General features: G+C 49.9%; 14 protein-coding genes. 2 read left to right on the top strand and 12 right to left on the bottom strand.

All coding sequences use genetic code 11. The features are described from left to right. Nucleotides 1-414: 414 nt before the first annotated feature. Nucleotides 415-1,467 carry an A/G-specific adenine glycosylase gene (gene mutY / locus PHF27_RS07950; protein ID WP_300068212.1) on the bottom strand — a complete coding sequence of 351 codons (1,053 nt, stop codon included), beginning with the start codon at nt 1,465-1,467 and terminating at the stop codon, nt 415-417. A gap of 236 nt (nt 1,468-1,703) precedes the next feature. Between mutY and PHF27_RS07955 the strand changes: the two genes are divergently transcribed. Then, on the top strand, nt 1,704-3,644 hold the full coding sequence (locus tag PHF27_RS07955; protein ID WP_300068215.1) for a bifunctional diguanylate cyclase/phosphodiesterase: 1,941 nt from the start codon (nt 1,704-1,706) through the stop codon (nt 3,642-3,644). Nucleotides 3,645-3,665: 21 nt separating this feature from the next. On the opposite strand, the gene thiE is transcribed toward PHF27_RS07955, so the two are convergent. From thiE to PHF27_RS07995, 8 genes are all read right to left on the bottom strand, one after another. Then, nucleotides 3,666-4,310 (bottom strand): thiamine phosphate synthase, encoded by a 645-nt coding sequence (gene thiE / locus PHF27_RS07960; protein WP_300068218.1) that lies wholly within the window; start codon nt 4,308-4,310, stop codon nt 3,666-3,668. After that, nucleotides 4,291-5,001, bottom strand: coding sequence for a hypothetical protein (locus PHF27_RS07965; RefSeq protein WP_300068223.1), 711 nt, complete (start codon nt 4,999-5,001; stop codon nt 4,291-4,293). The genes thiE and PHF27_RS07965 overlap by 20 nt, the downstream gene beginning before the upstream one ends. A 351-nt stretch (nt 5,002-5,352) precedes the next feature. Next, nucleotides 5,353-6,651, bottom strand: a complete 1,299-nt coding sequence (larA, locus tag PHF27_RS07970) for a nickel-dependent lactate racemase (RefSeq protein WP_300068226.1) — start codon at nt 6,649-6,651, stop codon at nt 5,353-5,355. 189 nt (nt 6,652-6,840) lie between these two features. Beyond that, nucleotides 6,841-8,100: an MFS transporter gene (locus tag PHF27_RS07975; RefSeq protein ID WP_300068228.1), complete on the bottom strand. Its 1,260-nt coding sequence runs from the start codon at nt 8,098-8,100 to the stop codon at nt 6,841-6,843. Between the two features lie 194 nt (nt 8,101-8,294). Then, the gene (clpB, locus tag PHF27_RS07980; RefSeq protein ID WP_300068231.1) at nt 8,295-10,838 is read right to left on the bottom strand and encodes an ATP-dependent chaperone ClpB; all 2,544 of its coding nucleotides are present in this window, start codon (nt 10,836-10,838) and stop codon (nt 8,295-8,297) included. Between the two features lie 159 nt (nt 10,839-10,997). Beyond that, nucleotides 10,998-11,168, bottom strand: a complete 171-nt coding sequence (locus PHF27_RS07985) for a 4Fe-4S binding protein (RefSeq protein ID WP_300068233.1) — start codon at nt 11,166-11,168, stop codon at nt 10,998-11,000. Between the two features lie 104 nt (nt 11,169-11,272). Beyond that, nucleotides 11,273-12,574 carry an amidohydrolase gene (locus PHF27_RS07990; RefSeq protein ID WP_300068236.1) on the bottom strand — a complete coding sequence of 434 codons (1,302 nt, stop codon included), beginning with the start codon at nt 12,572-12,574 and terminating at the stop codon, nt 11,273-11,275. A gap of 168 nt (nt 12,575-12,742) precedes the next feature. Beyond that, nucleotides 12,743-14,161: an EAL domain-containing protein gene (locus tag PHF27_RS07995; protein WP_300068239.1), complete on the bottom strand. Its 1,419-nt coding sequence runs from the start codon at nt 14,159-14,161 to the stop codon at nt 12,743-12,745. Nucleotides 14,162-14,371: 210 nt separating this feature from the next. On the opposite strand from PHF27_RS07995, the gene PHF27_RS08000 reads away from it, so the two are divergent. Next, nucleotides 14,372-14,947 (top strand): YSC84-related protein, encoded by a 576-nt coding sequence (locus PHF27_RS08000; RefSeq protein ID WP_300068241.1) that lies wholly within the window; start codon nt 14,372-14,374, stop codon nt 14,945-14,947. A gap of 152 nt (nt 14,948-15,099) precedes the next feature. Here PHF27_RS08000 and PHF27_RS08005 read toward each other — a convergent pair whose 3' ends face one another. From PHF27_RS08005 to PHF27_RS08015, 3 genes are all read right to left on the bottom strand, one after another. Continuing rightward, nucleotides 15,100-15,678 (bottom strand): DUF4412 domain-containing protein, encoded by a 579-nt coding sequence (locus PHF27_RS08005; protein ID WP_300068243.1) that lies wholly within the window; start codon nt 15,676-15,678, stop codon nt 15,100-15,102. 131 nt (nt 15,679-15,809) lie between these two features. Continuing rightward, nucleotides 15,810-16,967 carry a chromate efflux transporter gene (gene chrA, locus PHF27_RS08010; protein ID WP_300068246.1) on the bottom strand — a complete coding sequence of 386 codons (1,158 nt, stop codon included), beginning with the start codon at nt 16,965-16,967 and terminating at the stop codon, nt 15,810-15,812. A 230-nt stretch (nt 16,968-17,197) separates the two neighbouring features. Beyond that, the gene (locus tag PHF27_RS08015) at nt 17,198-18,403 is read right to left on the bottom strand and encodes an MFS transporter (protein ID WP_300068249.1); all 1,206 of its coding nucleotides are present in this window, start codon (nt 18,401-18,403) and stop codon (nt 17,198-17,200) included. Nucleotides 18,404-18,553: the final 150 nt, after the last annotated feature.

Genomic DNA, 18,553 nt, shown 5'->3' on the forward strand with positions numbered 1-18,553 from the left:
ATGGCAGTCCATAGTGATTGCCTCCTCGTTGTTGATGGTTGTGTGAGAACTCCATTCTACCATACGAGGAAAAGTCACCATGGACTTTTTTCTTAAGTGTTCAACTTCATTTTACAATCAACCAAAATTAACATTTGCTACTTGTTTTTCGCAAAGCTTTCAAAATACTCATCTTACTAAAGCTACTCTCAAAAAGATTTCTTTCTTTTTACAAAGTTACTCTCCGCGGCAAAGAAAGCAATACGGTTGATTTTCCCTGTTTCCACCTCGCTTTGCCTACTTTCTATCTCTATAGTTACCAATAGAAAGAATATGCAATTATCTGCATATTCTTTCATACACATCGTCAGTTTTTTCTGATTCTATTTTCTGTTTCCTACATTATATATGTTTTTGTGCATCCGAGCTCAAAATTTACTTTTCATCTTTTTTATTTTTTTCCAACCATTCAAAGATTTTCTGATGCGGCCCCGCCCACAATACAGTCGCTAAGGCTTCTTCTCTTACTGCCAGCCCGCCAGATTTTGGCAGTTCTTTGACCGGCGCACATTCATAGATGGCCAGCTCCCAGCGACGATGGCTAAAAACATGCGATACCCTCCATAGCGGAAAAGCCGGCTGCAACAGTTGCAACCCTCGCTCAGACAGCAGCTTGGCCGCTTCGTTCTCTGACGCCGCCTCTGCAGAAATAAACTGCCACATGCCAGCCAAAAGCCCGCGAGCCGGCCGTTTTTCCAAGAGATAGCCATCCGCCCCTTTAGCCAGACCCACTGCCACATGTATGCACGTAGGAGGCTTTTTGGGCTTACGCACTGGTAAAATTCGTTCTTGCCCCTGCAAGCGAGCCAAACAATGCGACGTCACCGGGCAGGCTTCACAGCGGGGCGTTTCCGGAATACAAATAGCTGCGCCAAAATCCATCAACGCTTGGTTGAAGTCGCCAGGGCGCTTCGCCGGCAGCACGTCAGAAACCAGTTTGGCTACCATCTTTTTAGCCGCCGTTGTCTGCACCTCTTCCTGCAGCCCGTATAGGCGGCTGAAAACGCGCAGCACATTGCCATCTACAGCCGGCACAGCCTGCTGATAGGCAATACTCAAAATAGCTCCAGCCGTATATTCACCAACCCCCGGCAACGCGCGCAAAGACTTTTCATCTTTAGGGACTTCCCCGCCATATTGAGCCACCGTTTCCTTGGCGCCTTGCCATAAATTTCTCGCCCGCGAATAGTAACCAAGCCCTTGCCACTGCTGCAGCACTTCTTCTTCCGTAGCCGCCGCTAAATTTTCAATAGCCGGAAAGCGCTCTAAAAAGCGCCGATAATAGTCTTTCACCGCTTCTACTCTCGTTTGCTGCAGCATCACTTCCGAAACCCAGGTTCGATATGCATCCGTCTGCTCACGCCACGGAAGCTGGCGTTTATTCTCATCGTACCAGCCCAAAAGAAGTAACGGCCATTCTTTTTGCATAGCCCCTCCTAATTCGCTCTTTTCTCGCAAAAAATATCATTTTCAGGATAACAGCGCCTAAACCAGTCTATTAGTCCTAAAAAATAACCCATATTTAACAATGACGCCACATTCCTTTGTTTATAATAAAAATAGCACATTTCTTTTATTGTAGCTTATTGGCCAAAAACGCGCCACTTACTCCAAACAAACCTGCGTTTTCAACGTGTTGGATGAAACAAGGAGCTGAGCAAACTATGAACCGCAAAGTCCGCAAACTACTCCTCCACTTAGGCCGTTCCGTCAAGCGCTCGCGCTGGCAGGGCGTTCCCTCTACCCTGCTTTCGGCCTTTCCCTTCTCACGTCAGTTGCAGCCGCTAACAAGCACGCCAGTCTCCCGCCCAGTGTCTTCCCAGCCTTCAAATCTGGAATCAATACTACAAAGCCGCGCCATTACTACCCATTTTCAACCCATTGTCGATTTACGTACCGGCAGTATTATCGGCTATGAAGCGCTCAGCCGCGGTCCTCTTGACAGCCCCTTGCATTCGCCTGTGTCACTATTTCAAGCGGCTGACACAGAATCTCTGCTAACACAGCTGGAGGATTTATGCCTCGACCAGGCCTTGGAAAATGCCGCCGTGCATCAGCTGGACGGTCTGCTCTTTCTCAATGTCAATCCCGTTACACTGGGAAAACACGCTAGAAATTTTTCCGCATTTCTAAATCGTTTGCGCCAGCAACAGCTAGGACCGGCGCATATTGTCTTTGAATTAACAGAACGCACCGCCATTCAAGACTTTGACCTTTTTCGCGCTTCCATCTCCCGCTGCCGGCATCATCAGTTCACTATTGCCATTGATGATGCCGGCGCCGGCTATTCCAGCCTGCAGGCCATTGCAGAATTGCAGCCTGAATATATAAAAATTGATCGTTCGCTCATTCAAAATATACAAGAAAGCAATTTAAAAAAAGCCCTGTTATCAGCGCTTGTCGATTGCGGCCATGCCATCCATGCAAAGTTAATTGCCGAAGGCATTGAAACGTCTGCGGAGCTGGCAGAGATCATTCGCCTAGGCGTAGACTACGGCCAAGGATTTTTTCTGGCTCGTCCAGCAACTCCGCCGCCCCCGTTAGCGCCAGAATGCCCCCAAGCGATCCAGGTTCTCCAAGCTCAGCGGCATCAGGAACAAACCCTTTCGAAAACCTTCGGCCTTACCATTGGCGATATTACCCAATATTGCCCGAGCGTCAGCGCCGCCACGCTTGTTTGCGACCTGGAAGACTACCTCCACGACGAAACCATCCCAGGCATTGTGATCACCGAAAACGAAACACCCCAAGGTCTATTGATGAAAAACCGCCTATATTCGCAGCTCGGCACCCAGTTCGGTATTTCTCTTTACTACCAGCGCCCGGTGGAACGCATTATGGATCGCCAACCGCTTGTAGTCAGTGCCGATCTGCCATTAGAAGCCGTTTCCCAAATCGCCATGAGCCGCCATGCCGACCATCTTTACGACCTGATTATTGTCGTCAAAGACGGCGCGCTGCACGGCGTGGTATCCATCATTCATTTGCTAAAAAATGTCACCAACTTACAAATTCGCCGCGCTTTCAACGCCAATCCGCTCACAGGGCTGCCAGGAAATTTAATCATTGAAGAACGCCTAAAAAACCTCATTGCAGAAAAGAACGCCTTTGCCGTTCTCTACATTGATTTGGATAATTTCAAAGCCTTCAATGACAAATACGGCTTTGAACGAGGCGACCAGGCTCTTTTGCACACCGCCCGCCTCCTCAGCTCCTGTTTGGCCGAGCATTGCGCCTCTTCAAGCCGCGATTTCCTCGGCCACATCGGCGGCGACGATTTCGTCATCATTACGACTCAGGAAAATGCGCTTTCTCTCTGCCAGACCATCTGCTGTCAATTCGACCAGGAGGTCAATTCACTCTACCTGCCGGAAGACCTGCAGCAACAACATATACGCGTCCTCAACCGCAAAGGAGAAGAAGAAGTATTCCCCCTCATGAGTTTATCCATCGCGGTAGTTCATAATCAACAGGAAACCTTCGGCAACTATCTGGAAATTTCCGAACTTGCGGCTAGTCTAAAAAAGAAAGCCAAAGAAATGCCCGGTTCTTCGTGGTGCGCGGATCGTCGAACCGCTGCACCGCTGCAAGCCGCCACCTCCTGACTTTCTGGCAATCATTTCTCTTTATTTTTTCGTATGACCCTGTTCCCAAATCTGCCGCAGCTTGCGAGCCGCGCCGCCAATATCCTCTGCTCCCAAAATAGCGGATACCACAGCCGCTCCAGCTAAGCCGCTTTGACGAACTTCCTGCAAGTTGCCTGCAGCAATGCCGCCAATGCCAACGGCGGGAATACGCAATACCTCTCTTATGGCCTGCACGTCCGCCCACGACAATTGCTGTACGTCTTTTTTAGTGGACGTAGGAAACAAACTCCCAATGCCTACATAGTCAGCCCCGCCTTCTTGCGCAACGACCGCTTCCGCCACCGAGTGCACAGACACGCCAATAAGGGCCTCTTGCCCCAACTGGCGCCGGGCAATGGACAAGGGCAAATCTTCCTGCCCCACATGCAGGCCATCTGCGCCAACAGCCAGGGCAATATCCAAACGGTCATTGATAATTAAAGGAACCTCCAGCTTTCGAGTCACTTCCCGCACCGCCAAGGCTTCTTCGTAGAAAAATCGGCTTGAGGCATCTTTTTCCCTCAATTGCACCAAGGTCGCGCCATTCCGGCAAGCTTCCTCCACACAAGCCGCTAAAGTTCTCCCCTGCAAAAAACTGCGATCCGTTACTAAATATAAAGTATAGTCAATCTGACTCTTTTTCATGCTGTTTTACACGCTCCCCTTTTCCTGCTTCTTTCCCACGGCGCGCTTTTTCACGCAAATAAGCAATTTGCACTACCGTCGGTATGGTTTTGCGGTAAGCCGGTCCCGCCAAATCCCAGCCAACTACCAAAGCGCCCAGCGCCAACCCCAAAGGACCAAGCCAAGCTGCCGCCACGCCCTCTCCCAGCAGACCGGCGCCAGCCTCGCGAGCAAAAGCAGTCGCTACAAGGCGAGCCACATTCCAGCTCACCAAATACCCTACTGCCGGCAAGAAATGCCGCAAAGTCCCTTCTAAAAACAGCCGTTCCACATCCTCTGCGTTAGCGCCTTCCTTCGCCAGCAGCTGCCGCAAAGGCTCCTTTTCATCCAAGGACAATTGTTCTACCGCCTGATGAAAGACCTGCAGATAAATGCGCTGTTCCAGTTCAGCTTCTGTTTCTTCTTCCGTCCAGGAAATTTGCAGCGTCTTGGCTACGTCCCGAACTAATTGCAAATACGAAGGCATGCCTGAAAAATGCCGTTTCACATCATGACTGCCATGCTGCAAAATGGCCGCCACCAACTCTTCCGGCAGTGCTTCCGGAGCTTCGGGCAGATTATATTCCCGCAAGACAGCCAAATCAGCCGCCTCTGTTTCTTGCAATAACGCCAGCAGCCTGGCGTTGGATAACTCCATTTCATCCCGTTTCATACGCACCCCTCCTTTGCAGTATCATTCGCGATTTCACTTAGACTTTCCTGCCCTATTGCACGCTAAAAGCTACGGTCAAAAATGAACGAGGAGTAGAGTGAGTAAAGCGAGGGAACGACTGAGGCTACTGTGGCCGTGATTGTATTTGAGACTTTTATTGGCGCAAGACGGTCCACAGGACGAAAAAGCTAGCTAAGGCAGATACGGTTACAGTTATGCCGCCGTTTATGCAGAAGCTCCTAGCCCTTGATATCCCTAGGTTTTTCAGCCGTAAAAACTTATAAATTCTGTTATAGGGAAAAAGTGGGGGAACCTTGCTATACAAGGTTCCCCCACCTCTTGAAGGTCTGCTTATTTTTTCAGAACCGGCACCGTATTGGCCCCATGTTCCATCACCGTAACCGTAAAGTCGTCACGACCAATTTTTTCCTTCGCAATGGCCATAGCTTCTGCCGCGCTTGTCGCCGGAATAATGCCGCCGGCATTATTCATGAAATCTACATTGTTAGGATGCGTCACGATAATCAAGGAAACCTGTTTGGCAATATTAGCCAGTTTAAACGCTACATAACCAGGAATGGTAAAACGTTCCCGCAATGCCAGTTCAAATTCATGAATATCTTTGTGTTTGAACCAGCCGCTGAATTCCGGCGGTTCCGTAATATCGCGGCATTCTAAGAAGCAAATGATAACGCCCCCTGGTTTTACCGCCATGAATGCATTATCGATGGTTTTAGAACCTTGGTAAAGGTTGATATCTTTAGGATAACCGCCGGCGGAAGCCAATACCAAGTCCGCTTTAGCCTCAATCGGAATCCCAAAGATTTCTTCCACCGTTTTGGTTCCTTCACGCCAAGCACTGCGCCAGTTTCCAGCTACAAAGCGGGCAAATTTCCCTTCCGGCGTAAACACAGCGTTAAGCAAAAAGGCGGGTTTCAACAATTCTGCATGTTCTTCCATATCCAGGTGCATAGGGTTTCCTTCCAGCTTGCCGGACACGCAGTCCGGGCTGATCCCCTTGCCCACTACTTCGTTCAAGGCGATGCAGTGATTGCTTTGGATGGCTTCCCAACTGCTGACGCCAGGCATAACCGATTTGCGTCCGCCGCCAAAGCCGGCCATTAGATGGTATACGATGCCGCCGGTCAAAATCACTTTGTCCGCAGCTGCAACCAGCTTGTTCATATACGCTTTAACGCCGCGGCTCGTAGTCCCCATATAAGTAAGCTTTTCTGAGTCGCTCGCTTCATGCTGATGAATACGAACACGCCGGCAAACTTCCTCGCCGCAAACACTGCGGTCTTCTTCCGGCGTATGCGGGCGATGGCTGCCCAGAGCAACCACAATGTCAATATCCGCGTCCGGCACGCCAGCCTCGTTCAGTTCGTTCAACAAAGTCGGTAAAAATTGGTCAAATTTCGTCCAAGCACGCGTGACGTCGCTGACAATAACAGCTACTTTTTCACCCGCTTTGACCACTTCTTTAAGCGGCGGCGAATCAATCGGATTGCGCAATACTTCCTGTACTGCCGCATTGACATCCGTAATCGCCGGAGCGGCCTTGCCTTCAATGACATGCAAGACCTGCTGCGCCGGCACCTGGACCTGCACCTGTTGATCGCCCAGTCCAAAGGTAAATGTTTTTTCCATAATACTAAGAGCCTCCTTTAGTTTCCCAGCCGCACCAAGCAGGTTCCCCCGCCGGATAAGCGCCGGAAAAGCCGGAAGCATATCGCTCCGGCTCCTCCCGCCAATCTTTATTCCTATCGTGTGAATGCAGCGGTTCTGGTTTTATTGTCTTTCGTATTCGCCGCTGTTCTGGACATTTCCTGCAAAAATTTACCCAGCCTGCTTTTCTGCAATATTTTGAATGCTTTGATCCGGCTTAACCATAATCCAAGCAGCAACACCAACCAGCGCCGTTAAGGACGTGAAAGTAATGGCCGCTTGCCAGCCATAGGTTGTCGCAATCCAAGCCGTCACAATCGGCGCCAAGACGCCGCCAACATTACCCCAGAAGTTCATCCAGCCGGCAACCGAACCGGCATAGGCGCCGCCAATATCATGGCAAGCCGCCCAAGAGGCATTAAAGGTAAAGCCCAACGACCCCAAAGAAACGGTCAACCAAAGTACGTTCTGCCACGGCTCGCCGGCAGTAGCTGCAAAATACAAGGTTACACAGCACACCAGCAGCCCTGCAATGCCAAAAACAGTCCTGGCCTTGTTTTTGGAAACCCCAGCAGCAACCATGCGGTCACTGATGTAGCCCGCCAGGAACGTCAAGCCGCAAAGCATGGCCCAAGGCAACGCAGCTGCCCAGCCCATTTTTTGCAGGGAAAATTTCTGCGCCTCCATCAAATACAAAGGCAGCCATGCCAAGAAAACAAACATAATGTAGTCCGTAATAAAATATTGAATCCCAATGGCCCAAAACTGACGGGAACGCATAAAAGCGCTCCAAGGAGCCATTTTCTTGCCGCCAGCCACAGCACCCGCTTCAATATATTCCTTCTCTGCCGCATTAACCAAAGGACTCTGCCCTGGCTTTTCTTTCACATAACGATACCAAAGGAAAGCCACAAGAACGCCTACAACGCCAAAGATAAAGAATACCGACCGCCAGCCCAACGCCAGCATTAAGGCCACCGTAATAGCCGGTCCAAACACAGGGCCAATAAAAGAGCCGCTCAAGAGAAATGAAGAAGCTCTGGCTTTTTCCCCCGAAGGAAACCACCGGCCAATGAAATTATTAAACGCCGGATACACCGGCCCTTCGCCCATGCCGAAGAGACAGCGAACCGTCGCCAAACCAGCGAAAGAAGACGGAACCGCCGTCAAAGCAGTAAACACGGACCACCACAGCACCGAACCGGACACAACGCGGCGATGTCCAAAGTATTCCGCCAGCATGCCCCCTGGAATCTGCATCAGCGCATAGCCAGCAAAAAAAGCGGTCTGGAGCCAGCCGATCTCCATTTTTCCATACCCAAACTCCTTCATAATTTCCGGTGTGGCCACAGAAAAGTTAACTCGGTCCATATAGGACACAAAGCTAACAAGAAACATCAGCCATGCAAACCACCAGCGTGTTTTTGTCATTGCTCCACTTCCTTTTCTTTGCTTTTTGTATACAATAATTATTGCAATTTTATTCCAACCGTTCTATTTTGTCAATTCATTTTTACAACATTACACCAACCGACAACGCTTAGTTTTCTAAAAAAGACAAAAGAAAACAGCAGTCTCAGCTTTAACCGCCGAGACTGCTGTTTTCACTTAATTAGCACGTGTACTCAATCCACTTTAGTAAACATAATTTGATTTCCAGCCCGACTCATGCGCAAATGATCGCCCTCGGCAATGTCTCCCGCTACAATGCGCCGGCTCAAAGCCGTTTCCACACTGCGGCTGATTTGCCGTTTTAGCGGTCTAGCGCCAAATTGAGGATCAAAGCCTTCTTCCGCCAACCAGGCCAGAACGTCTTCATCCCATTCTAAGCGAAGCTGCAGCTGGCTTTCCAGCCGCGCAGCCAGCCGTGCTAACAGGATAGCGGCAATTTGTCGTACCTGCTCCGCCTCCAACGCATGGAAGACCACTACATCATCAATGCGATTGAGGAACTCCGGTCTAAAATAGCTTTTTAACAGTTGCAATACTTCATCGCGCGCCTTTTCACCGTGCTGTAAAATATCAGCCGAGCCAAGATTGGAGGTCATAATAATAATCGTGTTTTTAAAGTCTACGGTCCGGCCTTTGCTGTCCGTAAGACGCCCATCGTCCAAAATCTGCAACAGTACATTGAACACGTCAGGATGCGCTTTTTCCACTTCGTCCAACAAGAGCACGCTATACGGCTTGCGACGGACCGCTTCGGTCAGCTGACCGCCTTCTTCATGGCCCACATAACCAGGAGGCGCTCCAATGAGCCGGGCCACAGAATGTTTCTCCATGTACTCAGACATATCGAGACGAATCATGCTGCGTTCATCATCAAAAAGCACTTCCGCCAGCGTTCTCGCCAGCTCGGTCTTGCCCACCCCAGTCGGCCCCAAAAAGAGGAAAGACCCTACAGGGCGGTTCGGATCCTTAATCCCCGCCCGAGCGCGCAAAATAGCTTCGCTTACGGCATCAACGGCCTCGTTCTGCCCCACAACGCGCTGATGCAAAATATCTTCCAAATGGGCCAGCTTTTCCCGTTCTCCCGCCAGCATGCGATTCACCGGAATTCCCGTCCAGCGGCTGACCACCTTTGCAATGTCCTCTTCGCCGACTTCTTCTTTTAAAAGCCGCCCTTCAGTCGCTTCACCGCGCTCTTTAGCCGCCATCTGCTTTTCCAGCTCCGGCAGCCGGCCATACTTAAGCTCCGCCAAGCGGTTCAAATCATAGGCGCGCTCAGCTTCCTCCATCTGCGCCCGCAAGGTTTCCATTTCTTTCTTCAGATTACGCTGGGCAAAAATTTCTTTTTTCTCGGCATCCCAGCGCTGCCGCAGCGCAGCCTCCTGTTCACGCAGCCGCGCCACTTCCGTCCGCAATTGCTGCAGCTTCTCTGCAACCGACGGAGTCTCTTCTTTGGCTAACGCCTTCTCTTCGATTTCCAGTTGCATCAGCCGCCGCATAATTTCGTCCAGCTCGCTAGGCATGGAATCGATTTCCGTCCGCAGCTTAGCAGCCGCTTCATCCATCAAGTCGATGGCCTTGTCCGGTAAAAAACGGTCGCTGATATAGCGGTCCGATAAGGTCGCTGCCGCCACTAAAGCCGCATCCGTGATCCGCACGCCATGATGCACCTCGTAACGATCCTTCAGTCCCCGCAGAATGGAAACGGTATCTTCCACCGACGGCGGCGCCACCAGCACCGGCTGAAAACGCCGTTCTAAGGCGGCATCCTTTTCGATGTGCTTACGGTATTCGCCCAAGGTAGTAGCGCCGATACAGCGCAGCTCACCGCGCGCCAAAAGAGGCTTCAGCAAATTACCTGCATCCATGGCTCCTTCAGCAGCTCCAGCGCCAACTACAGTATGCAGCTCGTCAATAAAAAGCAGCATGGCGCCCTCGGACTGCGCTACTGTTTTTAAGACATTTTTCAGGCGCTCTTCAAACTCACCCCGGAATTTAGCGCCTGCGAGAAGCGCTCCCAAGTCCAGAGAGTACAGCATCTTCTCCTTGAGGGACTCCGGCACATCACCGGCTACGATACGTCGGGCCAAGCCCTCCACAATGGCCGTTTTCCCGACGCCTGGTTCGCCAATAAGAACTGGGTTGTTCTTACTGCGCCTGCTGAGAATCTCAATGGTACGGCGAATTTCTTCATCCCGGCCGATTACAGGGTCCAACTTTCCTTCTTTAGCGGCCGCCGTTAAATCCCGTCCATAGCGAGCCAACATTTCCTGCGCCTCATCAGCGGCTGTTTCTTGGGGCCAACTCTGACGCAGTTTTGACCGACTCAGGCCATGCTTGCGAAATAAGGCCACCACCTCTTGCTCGCCATCGTCCGCCAAAGCCAGCAGCAAATGCAGCGGCGCTACCAATTGTGTCTCTTCTTTGGCCAACCGTTCCGCCACCGCCATAATGCGAACAAAGGCCGTACTGGGACGCAGCTGCCCCTCCTGGCCCCGTACCTGGGGCTGGGAATTCAACAACGCTTCCGCTTCTTGCAAAAGACGGCTGCGCTCCAAGCCTAAGGCCTCCCAAAAACGCTGCCACCGCGTCTCGCTTTCCCGCAAAAGCGCTACCAGCAAATGCTTGCCGGTCAATTCCTGATGATACTGCACAGCGGCAATCTGCTGCGCCGTTTGTATGACTTCCAACGCTTGCGGTTGATATTGTTCTTGATTCATAGAAAATCCCTCCTCTGGGCATCTTTTAATCTTATTGTAGCAAAGGGATTTTCACAGCACAAGTACTTTTTAGACTTTTTGACTTTTATTTATCAAAAAGTCAATCAAACTTATAAAAAAAGCCCGCCCTTAAAGGGCAGGCTTTTTTGTAAGTAAACCTTATTCGGGGCTGATGGCGCTAACCGGACAGCTAGCAGCACAAGCGCCGCAATCAATACAGGAACCTGCATCGATTACAAACTGAGTGTCGCCTTGGGAGATAGCTCCAACCGGGCAAGTGGACTCGCAAGCACCACACTGAATGCAAGCATCGCTAATTTTGTAAGCCATTTGTCTTCCTCCTCACCATACAGAAAGTTGAAATAACATCCAAATATATAATATCACAAAGAGCTTCGTTTACCTAGTGCTTTTTTTATTTTTGAAGAGCAAATTTATTCAGACGCTAAGAGTCGCAACGTACTGCGAACCAGCAGTTCCGCCGCCGGAGCCAGTACCGCCTCGTCAAAATCAAAATGCCCATTATGATGTCCCGCCGCCAACTTCGCGCCAAACATTGTATAGCACCCTTTGCCTCCCTGCTCTTGTACAGCGCTTAAAAGATAGGCAAAATCCTCGGATGCTCCAAAATCAACGCGTGTTTCAATTTCCGTGAAGAAAGGAATAACGTTGGCTGCAGCTTCCACTTGGGCAATGACCGCCGTGTCGCTCTCACCGCCTTTAGTGCCTCCCACCACGTCAATCTGATACGAGACATCCCACATGGCAGCCGCCGCTTCAATAATACGCCGCGCTTCGCCCTGCATGTACTCATCCAGCTCGCTTGTAGCGCCTCTCGTTTCCAACTGAAAAAAAGCGTTTGGCGGAATCACATTACGCCCCTGCCCCGCCTGAAGCGTGCCTACGGTAATACGCGTAGCACCGCCGCCATGACGCGAAATGGCATGAAGATTCAATGCCGCTGAGCAAGCCGCCAACAAGGCGTTTTTCCCCTGCTCCGGAAACGCGCCGGCATGCGAAGACACACCCGTGTACGTAACATCCATCTTTGTAGTCGCAAAAAAATTATCGGTACCGCAAATAACTTGGCCCGTTCGAGTCGCTTTAAAGCCAATATGTGCGCCTAAAAGGTAATCCACATTTTCTACCGCACCGGCGCTGACCATCGCCTTCGCGCCGCGCACGCCTTCTTCGGCCGGCTGGAAAATCAGCCTGATTTTACCGCGCAACTGGCTGCGCTGCGCAGCCAGAGCCGCTGCTACCGCCAAGCCAACCGCTACATGGCCGTCATGGCCGCAAGCATGCATGGCACCCGCCTGCACCGAAGCAAAGCCGCCTGCACGCGGCCGATGCGCCGCCTCTGCACTTTCCACACAATCATTGGCGTCCAAGTCAAAACGCAGCGCTACCAACGGCCCCTCGCCGCAATCCAGATCCGCCCATAGCGCCGTAAAACCGCCGCGCATCCGGTCCAACCATTTTTCCGGCGTTCCCTGTTGCAAAGCCCGCGCCTCCTGCTCTGCCAAGACCTCCGCCTTGGGAACCCCCATGCGATCCTCGTCGCGCAAAGCGTCTTTCCCTACGGTCAGCGCATACCCTAGCTGTTCCAACCGTTCCGCCACTTTGGCCGCTGTCCGGTATTCCGTCCAGCCGGTTTCAGCATACCGGTGCACATCCCGCCGATCTTCCACCAGTTGCGCTTCCCCTGCTGCCAAGCTTTTTTGCCATTGTTCCATCTTTTTGCCTCCACTCTTCACGAAACGACCCAATAACGGACGTTTCCGTTTTTCTTGTATACTTAGTTTACCTTGTGTTTTTGATATTGACAACAAACATTCTTGAATATTCGGCAGAATTTAATAAAAAAAGCTGCCGCCTCAGGCGTACAGCTTTTTTATTGAAAATCATGAAGATCCAGGCGACTCCTCTACAAACCACAAATGACAGAGCCGCTGAGCCGTCCACAAATCCAAGAATCTGCGTATTTTGCCTTGCGGCAAAGGCGGACTGAACCAATAGCCCTGCAGATAATCGCAATTCAGTTTGCACAAATGACGGAACTGTTCTCTTGATTCAACGCCTTCCGCCACAACCCGCAACGATAGATGATGAGACATCTCAATCACACTGCGCACAACGGCTTCAAACACCGGATCGTTTTGAATGTCCTGAATGAAGGTTTTATCCAGCTTCACCGTATGAATAGGAAGCTTCGTTAAATACGTTAAAGAAGAATAGCCGGTACCGAAATCATCCAAAGAAAACCGCACCCCTGCATCGCCCAGCTCATGCAAGACCTTTACGGCCTTATCAAAAGAAGCGATCAGTAAGCTTTCCGTAATTTCCAATTCCAGCGCCGACGGCGGCAGCCCCGTCTGTTCCAATACATCTAACACCTGGCAGACAAAGCCTGCTTGTTCAATTTGCTTGGCCGATACGTTAACTGCCATGCGCAGGTTGCGTCCCGTAGCTTTCCGCAATTCTACAGCATAGGCGCAAGCCTCTTCCAACACCCACAGACCGATGGCTTCAATCAGCCCATTTTCCTCCGCCAGCGGAATAAAATCCCCCGGCGAAATAATGCCTTCTTTCAAGCGGTGCCATCGCACCAACGCTTCTAATTGGATAACTTCTCGCGTATGAGGATCCACTACAGGCTGATATTCCAAAAAGAATTCCTCATTCTTCAACGCCTGATACAAGTTCTGCTCCAGCGTCGTCTTTCTTTGCAGACGCTGTTTCATCGAAGGTTCAAAAAGGACCCAGCCCTTCTTGCCCCGCTTTTTCGCTTCATAAAGAGCCACATTAGCATGTTGCATAACCTGCGTAGCCGAGGTGCCATGTTTAGGATACGTGGCTACGCCAAAGCTTGCACTCAAATGACAAGATTGTTCTTTAACAACAAATGGATCTCGAAACATTTCCGCCATATTTCCTACCCAGCCGGAAATATTCAAGCGCTCCGGCGTCATTGCCGGGCAAACCGCTACAAATTCATCGCTAGAAGTACGCGCCAGCACGCAGCTTTCATCCAAGGATTCACGCAGACGTCCGGCAACCTGCTGCAGCAACATATCGCCGCAGTCTTCTCCCATGGAATCGTTCACCGTCTGAAAATTATTCAAGTCAATGGAAATGACCGCCCCCTGACAAGAAGCTGCCATTTCTTCCAGCAAATGCAGCAAATACGTACGATTGGGCAGACCTGTCAAATTATCATAAAAAGCCAGCCGCCGCAGCTTTGCCTCGCCTTGGCGCAATTCTTCCCAAATATCCGGCCGACACGAAGGAAATCCCATAAATTCGCTCCATTTATCATCCATTTTGTGCATCTCCAGCAACAATGTTAATAGCACACTAGATCCATTTTACATGGTTTCTAAGAAAGTTCAAAGCTATTTTTTATTGTTTAAATAACTTTCAACTAAAAACAGGATTATTTCGTATAGACCGAGAACTAAAGATCCTAGTGAGTTCATACCTGAACGATCTTTTGCTTTTGTTTAGCACTTTAATTCAAGGAGGTTTTCATTTTGTCCAAATCCATCATTATGCGTCTCAGTTGTATCGCCCTTGTTTGCCTGTTCTTAGGTTCTCTTTCTTCGGCCGAAGCCGCTACCAAAGAGGAGAAACGCCAAGACGTGCGCAATATGGCCTCAACCGCGCTAAATCGACTCTACGACAGCCGCCCTTCCGCCCGCGAAGCGGTTGAAAACGCTGCCGGCTACGCCGTCTTCCAAAATACCGGCATCAAGATTTTAGTTTTAGGCAGCAGTCACGGCAAAGGAATTGCCGTCAATAACCAAAACGGCGCGGAAACATTCATGAAAATGGCCGAAGGGCAAGTCGGCTTAGGTATCGGCGTAACCAAGTATAACGTGATCTTTGTTTTTGATACCCAGGACGCTTTAAACCGCTTTGTCAACAAGGGTTGGGACTTCGGCGGCCAAGCTACCGCCGCTGCTACCGACAGTGTTTCCGGCGGGTCTTTTGAGGGAGCCGCCAGCGTCTCTGAGGGCATCTGGATGTACCAAATGACCGATTCCGGCCTGGCCTTGGAAATCGCGCTCAAAGGCACTCGTTACTATAAAGACGGAGACTTAAACTAGAACGCACTCTCTAAGCAGCCCTTTAAATCCCTCTGCTACAGCAAATTGGGGATGTGAAAGGCCAACTGCCATAATTAAATACTGCGAATAATTAAGGCCAGGATGTATAAATTAGACACCATACATCCTGGCCTTCTACTTTCTGAGCCCGCTTACTCCCTCGGTATAAACCCGCCCATCCCAGACATGCTCATTTTAGTGTAATCTGCAGGAACTTCGAACAGGGATGGATTCAAATTACCAATGCTAATATTGCGATATTCAGTCCACCAACTGCCGTCAATCGCGGCTGTTTTTACCGCCATCGTTATGCCGGGATCACTTGAAACCCATTCATAGTACGAACTTTGCTTGTTTATGGTTATTTTGTATTTGTCGGCGCCATACCCATTGATGGTTTCGCGAAAAATAAATTCCCGTTCGACGTCGCTGGCTCCAGAATCATTCGCCGGAAGATGCTTTTGATTCATAGCGGCGGACTGCAGCACTTGTTCCATATACATCTTCTCTTCAGGCATCAGCAGCCAAATCAGCTTCTTATCCAGGCGCGTAATGCTAATCATTTCCTTGGTTTCCACTCTTATTTTATCGGCATCCATGTAGATTTTTCCATTATGCCCGTCCGAACTATATAGGTCAGCAGAAAAAGTCATTGCTGCTGCCGAAGCGGCCAACCCCCAAAGACCCCAAGCCATTACTACTAAGAAACAAAAGTTTTTCATAAAACGCATTGTTTTCTCTCCCTTCAATAGCTTCTACAGTCTCACTTCTCTTCGTTTTCCCGGATACGCTTAATCTCATTATACAATTTTGCCCTCAAAATTCCTGCTGTTTTTCTATATTTCTTCTATGAGCGCACAAATCAAAACAAAAACTGAACTATGCCGATTGCGCCGCCACCAAATATAAGCCAGGTAGTATTTACGCGATACTTAAAAATAGCAATACAAGAGAGCATCGCAAGCAGCGCCGTCAGCCAGTCAATCACTGAAGACATCGCCAGTGTCCAGGTTACCGAAGCCATAAGGGCCAGAGAAGCCACAATGACACCAGCAAGAAAGTCCGATGCTATGGCTGAATTTTTGATTTTGCTTAAAAAAATGCTTATAACAGGCACAAAGACAAAAGACGGTAAAAAAATGGCAATCGTCGCAACGATCGCGCCCGGAATCCCGGCAATCACATAGCCAATAAAGGTTGCCGTTGTAAATACCGGTCCAGGAGTAACTTGGCCAATCGCCACAGCATCCAACAGTTGCTGAGAAGTAAGCACTTGGTAATTTTGCACAAAGTCCTTCCATAAAAAGGCCAGCAAAACATAGCCGCTGCCATACAAAACAGCACCGATTTTAAAAAACGTAACAAACAACGCTGCTAAAGAAAGCTTAGCGCCAGCAGCAGCCTGCGCGGCTTCGTTTTTTGTCACATCCACAAGCGCAAGCAAAGGTGCAAAAAACACATTCATTTTTATCTTGTGCGCTCTTTTTATCGCGATCATCGCCACGCCGCTCAGCATCAGAAGAAATAACGGATTAACAACAAAAAAAGAGAGCCCCAACGCCATGCCGCCGATCAAGCCGCTAGGAACATCTTTAACTGCCGTTTTCCCCAAATTCCAAATGGCTTGGGCGATGATGGCTACAATCACAGGCTTTACGCCATAAAGAGCGAAGGATACTTGCGGTAATTCTCCATACAATACATAAATGTGCGCTAAAAACAAAACGATTAACATCGCAGGCAGAATGAAAAAAACGCCCGCGCCAATTAACCCCGGCCAGCCGGCCTTTAAATAGCCGATATAAATAGCCAATTCCGTTGAGGTGGGGCCAGGAATTAAATTGGAAGCGCCTACTAATTCAAGAAACTTGCCTCGCTCCAACCATTGTCGTTTCTGTACAAATTCATCTTCCATCATCGCAATATGCGCGGCCGGACCGCCAAAAGACAATGTCCCTAAACGCAAAAAGACCAAACATACTTCCAGCAAACTTGCTTTAGGCTGATTTTCCTTAAGCATAGAGTCCCCCCTCTGCTTTCTTTAAATAAAGGATGCGCTTAACGAAAGACTTAAACCCTAAGCTATATGGCTCTCCTATTACCGTTGGGGAGAAACAAAAAACCGCTCTTCAGGATACTCTATTTTAAGAATACCATCGACGAGCGGTTTTTTCATTTATAATGCGGTAATAATACTTGAAAAAATAGCTGTAAGCTATTTTCAATCTGGTTGTTAGACTCCCATGAACCCTAGAGCGCTTTCACCGGAACCGCTTTCGTTTTTGCCTTTGCCGACGCAGGCCGAGGCAAGAAGAACGCGCAAAGAGCCGCACACGCTGCAACAACAGTAAGAAGCTCCATCATTATAGGAAGTCCATGCCGATCGGCAAAAGAACCGAGTAAGGGAACGAACATGCCTCCCACGCTAAAAGTAAGCCCCAGGGTTACCCCTGATGCAAAGCCTATACTGCGGGCCAAACAACTCTGCCCCAGTACAACCATGGAACTAAATGGCGCAAACATGGCAAAGCCGATAGGAATCATCAAAGCATAGCAGGCAAGCATATTAGTCGCTTGCGATAAAAGCCCCACCATTGGCACCAGCAAGACATAGCTGATCTGCACCACTTTCAAATAGCCAATTCTATCCGCCAGCACGCCCCCAACCAGAGTTGTGACCACGCCAAACATAAAGAGCAATGTCAGCGCAGACCCGGCTTCCGCTGTGGAGAATCCGGAAACCCCCACCAGATAGAGAGGAATAAAGCTTCTCAAACCGCAAATCACAATAGAGCTAAAGACAATCAATAACGTTAAGCGTCCAAAAGAAGCCCAATCGTTCACCGCGCTGCCAGGATGGTTCCCCTTCTCGCTAGACGCAGCAGAAGTATGTGCCGGTTCCACTGCATTCGCTTTCATCTTTGGAACCATAACCAGCAGCACCACAGCCATGAATACGGCCAACACCCCAAAGACGGCCATCCCTTGCAGCCCAAAAGCGGCAATCGCAGCCACAGCCACAACAGGTCCCGCCGCAAAACCGCCGTTTCCCCCTACGGAAAAAATACTCAAGGCTGTGCCCCGTTTTTCCCCGGCCAGCTTATGCACCATTCTCGCCGCCTCCGGATGAAAGATTGCGCTGCCGATTCCGCTCACCGTCACCACTGCAAAAATAGCCCAATAGTTTTCAAATACTCCAGCCAGTCCCATGGCTCCACCGGACAAGAAAATTCCTAACGCCATGAGCCAGCTTTTCGACGAACGGTCTGCCAGCCAACCAAAAAGAGGCTGTACAACCGAAGATAAGAAGCACGACGCAAACATCAGACCGGCTACCGACTGGTAGTCCATATTATACGTCTCAATGAAAACAGGCAATACCGCCGGCAGCGCTCCCATACCAATATCACAGAAAAAATGCCCCAGCGCCGCCACGTACACATAGTTTCGCTGCAAATTCAACCCCTCCTCAAAGCCTACTGATTATTTCACGGTTTCAGAACCACCTGTTCTCCTGAACGGAACCGAAGGTTCACGCCAATGATACCGCTGGTTTTTAATTGGATACCGCCCCGTTGCAGAGCGGTATCCATGGCGGGATGCTTA

Source organism: Anaeromusa sp., from assembly GCF_028691475.1.
In the GTDB taxonomy this organism is placed as follows: Bacteria; Bacillota; Negativicutes; order Anaeromusales; family Anaeromusaceae; genus Anaeromusa.

Bases quoted from the DNA above. Each gene is read 5' to 3' on its own strand.
- mutY (WP_300068212.1), bottom strand. From the start codon at position 1,467: ATGCAAAAAGAATGGCCGTTACTTCTTTTGGGCTGGTACGATGAGAAT.
- PHF27_RS07955 (WP_300068215.1), top strand. From the start codon at position 1,704: ATGAACCGCAAAGTCCGCAAACTACTCCTCCACTTAGGCCGTTCCGTC.
- thiE (WP_300068218.1), bottom strand. From the start codon at position 4,310: ATGAAAAAGAGTCAGATTGACTATACTTTATATTTAGTAACGGATCGC.
- PHF27_RS07965 (WP_300068223.1), bottom strand. From the start codon at position 5,001: ATGAAACGGGATGAAATGGAGTTATCCAACGCCAGGCTGCTGGCGTTA.
- larA (WP_300068226.1), bottom strand. From the start codon at position 6,651: ATGGAAAAAACATTTACCTTTGGACTGGGCGATCAACAGGTGCAGGTC.
- PHF27_RS07975 (WP_300068228.1), bottom strand. From the start codon at position 8,100: ATGACAAAAACACGCTGGTGGTTTGCATGGCTGATGTTTCTTGTTAGC.
- clpB (WP_300068231.1), bottom strand. From the start codon at position 10,838: ATGAATCAAGAACAATATCAACCGCAAGCGTTGGAAGTCATACAAACG.
- PHF27_RS07985 (WP_300068233.1), bottom strand. From the start codon at position 11,168: ATGGCTTACAAAATTAGCGATGCTTGCATTCAGTGTGGTGCTTGCGAG.
- PHF27_RS07990 (WP_300068236.1), bottom strand. From the start codon at position 12,574: ATGGAACAATGGCAAAAAAGCTTGGCAGCAGGGGAAGCGCAACTGGTG.
- PHF27_RS07995 (WP_300068239.1), bottom strand. From the start codon at position 14,161: ATGGATGATAAATGGAGCGAATTTATGGGATTTCCTTCGTGTCGGCCG.
- PHF27_RS08005 (WP_300068243.1), bottom strand. From the start codon at position 15,678: ATGCGTTTTATGAAAAACTTTTGTTTCTTAGTAGTAATGGCTTGGGGT.
- chrA (WP_300068246.1), bottom strand. From the start codon at position 16,967: ATGCTTAAGGAAAATCAGCCTAAAGCAAGTTTGCTGGAAGTATGTTTG.